Origin of the sequence: Microbacterium sp. Leaf351 (genome assembly GCF_001423825.1) — a bacterium.
Taxonomy (GTDB): domain Bacteria; phylum Actinomycetota; class Actinomycetes; order Actinomycetales; family Microbacteriaceae; genus Microbacterium; species Microbacterium ginsengisoli.
The window spans coordinates 39,984-42,551 of record NZ_LMPK01000023.1 but is presented as its reverse complement, the minus strand read 5'-3'; the positions used below and the strand labels follow the sequence as shown (position 1 = coordinate 42,551).

The following is a 2,568-nucleotide window of genomic DNA, read 5'->3' as shown; positions in this document are numbered from 1 at the left end:
GAGTGTTTTACCCGACCGAAACAGACATGTAACATGCCACTCTCATCCGAAGAGAGCGGGCAACAGCACCGAACCGACCACCAGCACCGGCACGGCGAGCACTGTCGTGAGCGACACGGCGTCGCGGGCGAGGGTCGTGGCGGACTCGTAGCGCGATGCGTAGACGTAGACGTTCTGCGCTGTGGGCAGTGACGCGCAGAGCACGGCCGCCATGAGGTCTTTGCCTGCCAGCCCGAAGACGAGCGTCCCCACGATCGTGGCGACGATCGGCGCGGCGAACGACTTCAGTACGACGGCGACGAGCGTCTGCGCCACGGCGCCGCGCCGCAGCGGAAGCCCGTGGCGCTGCAGCCCCATGCCGAACGCGAGCAGCATGATCGGCACCGTCGCATGCCCGAGCAGCGAGAACGGCTCGAGGATCGCGTCGGGCAGTACGAGCCCGCTGGCGCTCACGGCGACGCCGGCAAGCGAGGCGACCACGATCGGATTGCGGAACGGACGCAGCAGACGTTGTCCGATGGACTGCCCGACACCCGAGGCGATGTCGAGGATCGCCATGCTCACGGGGGCGAGGATGATGAGCTGGAACAGCATCACGGGCGCGATGAGAGTGGCGCTGCCGAGCACATAGGTCGCCACCGGCAGCCCGAGATTCCCCGCGTTCACGTACCCGCTCGCGAGACCGCCGACGACGGCGGTCGGCACGCCCCAGCGCGCGACCGCCGCGACGATCGCGAAGACGGCGATGCCGAACAGCGCCGCGATGGCAACGGTGGCGAGCGAGACGCTGAAGATCGAGTCGATGCGGCTGGTCGAGAGCAGGTAGAACATCAGCGCCGGTGTGCCGAGCGTGAACGCCACCATCGAGAGCACGCGTTCCGCGTTGTCGGGGAGCAGTCGCATCCGCCCCACGACGAAGCCGAGGAGGATGAGCGAGCCCACCACTCCGAAGCCGATGAGCACACCCGACACGCGAACCTCGATCCGATCGGCGACGTTCACCGAGTCATGTAGCATGCTACATACACACGAGAGTGGACCCTTCACTCTTCACTGGGGGCTCGAGGAGGGAACCTCGTCATGACGTCGCTCGCAAAGGTGCGCACACAGGAAACACTTACATCGCAGGTCGTCACCTCGATCCGCGCCGCCATCAAGGACGGCACGATGCCGGGCGGCGTGCTGCACTCGGTCGGCTCGATCGCCGACCAGCTCGGCGTCTCCCGTACGCCCGTGCGCGAGGCAGTGCTGCAGCTCGCGAACCTCGGGCTCGTGGAGATCCAGAAGAACCGCGGCTTCATCGTCATCGAGCATGACCCGGCCGATCTCGAGCGCATCTTCCAGATCCGCTCGTGGCTCGAGGTGCCGGCCGCGGGCCTCGCCGCCCAGGCCGACGCGAAGGCCAAGCAGCGCATCCAGCACGCCTACGACCGCATGCTCGAGGTCGCCGCCGCCGGCCGCTCCGCCGACCTCGAGCGCTACGACGCCCAGTTCCACTCCGCGATCCTCAGCGCCACCGGCAATGCGCGACTCGCGAGCATCGTCGACGACCTGCGCGACCTGCTGATCAACCGTCGCCACACCACGACCGACCGCCTCCACAGCCCGATCGACATCGCCCACGATCACGACGAGATCCTGCGCGGCATCATGACGGGCGATTCGGCTCTGGCCGAGGCCGCGATGCAGGAGCACCTCAGCCGAATCCGCGGCGACGTGCTCCACATCCTCGCGACGTCGTAGCCGACACGTCAAACGGCGGTGATCGCGCCGGTCACGAGGCCGACGAGCTCCTCACCGGAGACGTCCTCGGTACGCACCCCCTGCACGACGTTGCCCGCTCGCATTACCCACACCTGGGACGAGAGGCGCTTCACCTGCTCGAAGTTGTGCGAGACCACGAGCACCGTCTCACCGGCATCGACGACGCGGCGGATCAGCCCCTCGACTTGAGCGGTCTCCCGCAGCCCAAGCGCCGCCGTGGGCTCGTCGAGGATGATGAGGCCGCGGGCCCACATCACACCCCGTGCGATCGCGACCGCCTGCCGCTGCCCACCGGAGAGGCGTTTGACCGGCCTCGTCACCGACGGCACGTTGACGGCGAGGTCGGCGACGAGACGATGCGCCTCGCGCTTCATCTCGCCGCGGCGGAGGAAACGCAGCGGACCGATGCCGGCGGTGAGCTCGCGGTCCATGTAGAGGTTCTGCCAGATGCTGAGCTGATCGCTCAGCGCGAGATCCTGGTACACCGTCTCGATGCCCGCCGCCCGCGCATGCTTGGGCGAGGAGAAGCGCACGTCCTTCCCATCGATGGTGATCGTTCCGCTGTCGGGCGTGATGAGCCCCGTCAGGCATTTGACCAGCGTCGACTTGCCGGCACCGTTGTCACCGACGATGGCCGTGACCTCGCCGCGACGAGCTGTGAGGGAGGCGCCCTTCAGCGCCTCGACGCTGCCGAACGTCTTGCGGATGTCGCGGAGTTCGACCTTGATGTCGTTCACTTTCGACCTCTCATGAGCATGGCGGCGGCGATCACGACGATGCCGATGACCAGGGGCGAGTAGAAGG

Annotated in this window: 3 protein-coding genes; 1 reads left to right on the top strand and 2 read right to left on the bottom strand. The window is 67.3% G+C overall.

The features are described 5' to 3' along the window. Positions 1-42 precede the first annotated feature (42 nt). On the bottom strand, positions 43-1,002 hold the full coding sequence (locus tag ASG00_RS07910) for an AEC family transporter (RefSeq protein ID WP_200934393.1): 960 nt from the start codon (positions 1,000-1,002) through the stop codon (positions 43-45). 78 nt (positions 1,003-1,080) lie between these two features. Here ASG00_RS07910 and ASG00_RS07905 point away from each other — a divergent pair, with 78 nt between their 5' ends. Continuing rightward, the gene (locus tag ASG00_RS07905; RefSeq protein WP_056208270.1) at positions 1,081-1,743 is read left to right on the top strand and encodes a GntR family transcriptional regulator; all 663 of its coding nucleotides are present in this window, start codon (positions 1,081-1,083) and stop codon (positions 1,741-1,743) included. Between the two features lie 8 nt (positions 1,744-1,751). Here the strand turns inward: ASG00_RS07905 and ASG00_RS07900 are convergent, their stop codons facing one another. Continuing rightward, positions 1,752-2,501, bottom strand: coding sequence for an ATP-binding cassette domain-containing protein (locus ASG00_RS07900; RefSeq protein ID WP_056208265.1), 750 nt, complete (start codon positions 2,499-2,501; stop codon positions 1,752-1,754). Positions 2,502-2,568: the final 67 nt, after the last annotated feature.